Annotated in this window: 2 protein-coding genes; both read left to right on the forward strand. The window is 47.0% G+C overall.

Going from position 1 to position 3,195, the window contains the following annotated elements; all coding sequences use genetic code 11:
* Positions 1–670 precede the first annotated feature (670 nt).
* Entirely contained in the window at positions 671–1,579 is a 909-nt protein-coding gene (locus tag H6F63_RS00050; protein WP_190633830.1) for a ribonuclease, read from the forward strand.
* A 361-nt stretch (positions 1,580–1,940) separates the two neighbouring features.
* Positions 1,941–3,050, forward strand: a complete 1,110-nt coding sequence (locus tag H6F63_RS00055) for an endonuclease/exonuclease/phosphatase family protein (RefSeq protein ID WP_190633832.1) — start codon at positions 1,941–1,943, stop codon at positions 3,048–3,050.
* The last annotated feature ends 145 nt before the right edge of the window (positions 3,051–3,195 follow it).

Genomic DNA, 3,195 nt, shown 5'->3' on the forward strand with positions numbered 1-3,195 from the left:
CGGGCCAAGGAACACGAAAGAGAAAGACTCTTTGAACATAGCGGCATTCGAGTTTACCGATTTGATGCCAAACTGTGCGAAAAAAATCCAGAATCCGTAGTCAATGAATTAATTGAGCTGATGAGTAAATAGGGTACACCCTCTAGAAGCGCTCTTGCCTTGAGTTCTGATGCTTCTAAAACCCTGCCGTTGACTTAAACTACTCCAGCCGATGAGTTGGCAATTCGATCTAACATGCCCCACATAACCGAATCGGAGCGCATCTCGTCCCGTATCCGGCTCCCTACTAGCGAAGAAGAAGAAGGAGCATTGCTTAATGGTGCGATCGCGTTTGACCCAGCGCTGGCTCGGTAGGATTCATCAAATGAGGGGGAGTAGAGCTAATTTTAGAGACGGATGGGTGTTGCTATCACAAAGTGTGCGCGGAGTGCGATCACAACACCCATCCTCTTTGCAAAAGGGTTAGTTATGTCCAGAAAACGTTTGCGATTTTCCTACAATGAGTTCAACTCTCCGGAACCATATTTATATGGATTGAAGAAGATACTGCGCTGTATCGACAGCTATCCTTAATAGGAATGAAATATCAATGTCAACACTGAAAAAATGTTTGTTGCTTGCAATTTCTTTATGTCTCTGTTTAACTCTATGGTCTAGACCAGCATATGCCTTGATCACATTCAACGATCAATTTGTTGCTGGGCAAGCTTGCGAGGCACTTGAGTCAATCAGACGTGGAACTAACTCAGGAGATATTCGGCTCACCCCCCAAGAGACATATCCAGTCATTGGTAAAAACCGAGATAACGCTTCTCATTACTTACTTAGGATTGAGGGAGCTGAACCCCCATCGCGCTGGGTGTCTGTGCAGTGCGGGCAACTTTTAGGTTCTTCTACTCCAGTTAATCCAGTTAATCAGGATTATTTACTTGCCCTTAGCTGGCAACCCTCTTTTTGTGAAACAAAGCCAAATAAGCCCGAATGCCAGAGCCAAACGGCACAACGGTTTGATGCCACAAACTTAGTTCTACACGGTTTATGGCCCCAGCCGCGCCAAAATATCTATTGTAATGTTAGTGACAATATCATAAGTCTTGACAAAGATAAGCAATGGTCACAGTTGCCACCGATCGATTTATCTGCGGAAACGCGCAATGCACTAGCCGCCAAGATGCCAGGATTTGCTTCGGATCTACATCTACATGAATGGTACAAACACGGAACTTGCTATAGCGACTCACCGGAAGAATACTACCAAGAATCGATCGCTTTGTTAGACCAAGTGAATAACTCTTCAGTCCGTGAGCTGTTCGTTAGAAATATTGGTAATTCCGTCTCCTCTAACGAGATCCGCAATCAGTTCGATGTAGCGTTTAATAATGGAGCAGGAAGCAAGGTTCAAGTTCAGTGTCAAAGAGATATTGACGAAGCTCAAAACAATATGGTGGTAGAGCTACAGGTTAACCTTAAAGGTAACATTCAGCCCGACACTCCAATTGAAGGTCTCCTTCAGTCAGGTAAAACAGTTCCGGCAGGTTGCACTCTTGGAGAAATCGATCCTGCTGGTTTCAACGATTAATCATGTGCTTTACCGGGTTCGCTCATGCTAAATTGCACTCTAGTTTGGGCGAATCCGTCTTCGACTATAACGTAGAAATAAAGATAGAGGAAGACAACCATTATTCACAGGGTATCGAGTCTTATAGTTTGACGCAATGGTGAGGCGCGAAAGTCTCCTTCCGTATTTGCTGTCTGACACCTAACACCTGATACCTAATCCTATTTACCTCCCAACTCTGTTTGTCAGTTATAGACACAATTCAAATAACCGCCCAGATAAGAGTGTTACACAACCAGAGGTTGTCCAATCATAGATTAGGCGGTACAGGTGATGCCATTACCTTAGGAGACAACGCATTTATAAGCTGGAGCTGCACAGTATGCGTATTGCTGCATTCAATGTTGAAAATCTGTTCTCCCGTGTCCGGGCTATGAATCTGGAAAATTGGGACGAGGGGAAGCCTCTACTCACCGAGTACAGCCGATTGAATAACCTATTGCTAGAGCCTAAGTACACCGCCGCCAAAAAGTCTGCCATCCTCGAATCCGTTGAGCGGCTTGGGCTGGATAAAAGTGACGATTCTAAATATGCAATCCTACGACAGAACCGTGGACGACTCCTGAAAAGACCCCGGAAAGGTTCACCCGAAGTTGTTGCCGAAGGTTGCGACGATTGGGTCGGTTGGGTAGAACTCAAGACCGAGTCTGTCAATGAAGTAGCGATGAAAATGACGGCGCGTGTGATTCAGGATGTCAATGCTGATATCCTCGCGGTCGTTGAAGCGGAGAATCGGATTGCCTTGAGCCGCTTCAATGAGCAACTCCTAAAGCCGATAGAGGCTAATTACAGTCAAACCATGCTCATCGACGGCAACGACGAGCGGGGGATCGACGTGGGAATCCTGACAAAGCCTGGATTTCAAATTGAGTCGATGATCAGCCATATAAATGATATGCAAGACGATCTTCCTATCTTTAGCCGTGACTGCCCAGAGTTCACTGTCCAGGTCAGCGGTAACACGAGCTTACTAGTCATGATCAACCACTTCAAGAGTAAGGGGTTCGGCACACAAGCCTCGTCGAATGCGAAGCGGCGGGCGCAGGCGCAGCGAGTACGGGAAATCTATGACCAACGAAGAAATGAAGGGATTGAGTTGATTGTCATAGCGGGAGACTTGAACGACACCCCAGCGAGCGAGCCTTTGAAGCCGCTGCTTGCGGATGGGTCAGACCTTCGGGACATTACCACCCACTCGTCTTTCTTCAGTGATGGTCGTCCGGGCACTTACGCTAACGGCACGGCATCAAACAAAATTGACTATCTGCTTCTTTCGCCCGCGCTGTTTGATCGCGTTAAAGGCGGTGGTATCTTCCGAAAGGGCGTGTGGGGAGGTACGAACGGAACTCTTTTCCCTCATTACGAAGAAATGACTAAAGCAGTTCACGCTGCATCAGACCATGCTGCGATTTGGGCAGACATCGAGCTGTAGCAGCGTTAGCTGCGCTGGCTCACCGTGGACGAAGGGATCGCCAAACCAGTGCGATTGCTGATTTGGTAGGTTAGGTTGACGCCTAGGAAACCCAACATCTTTTACCACTCACAATCTTGATCACTTCTGCTATTCCTGTGCAATC

The sequence above is a fragment of the Trichocoleus sp. FACHB-40 genome, from assembly GCF_014695915.1.
Lineage (GTDB): Bacteria > Cyanobacteriota > Cyanobacteriia > Cyanobacteriales > FACHB-T130 > Funiculus > Funiculus sociatus.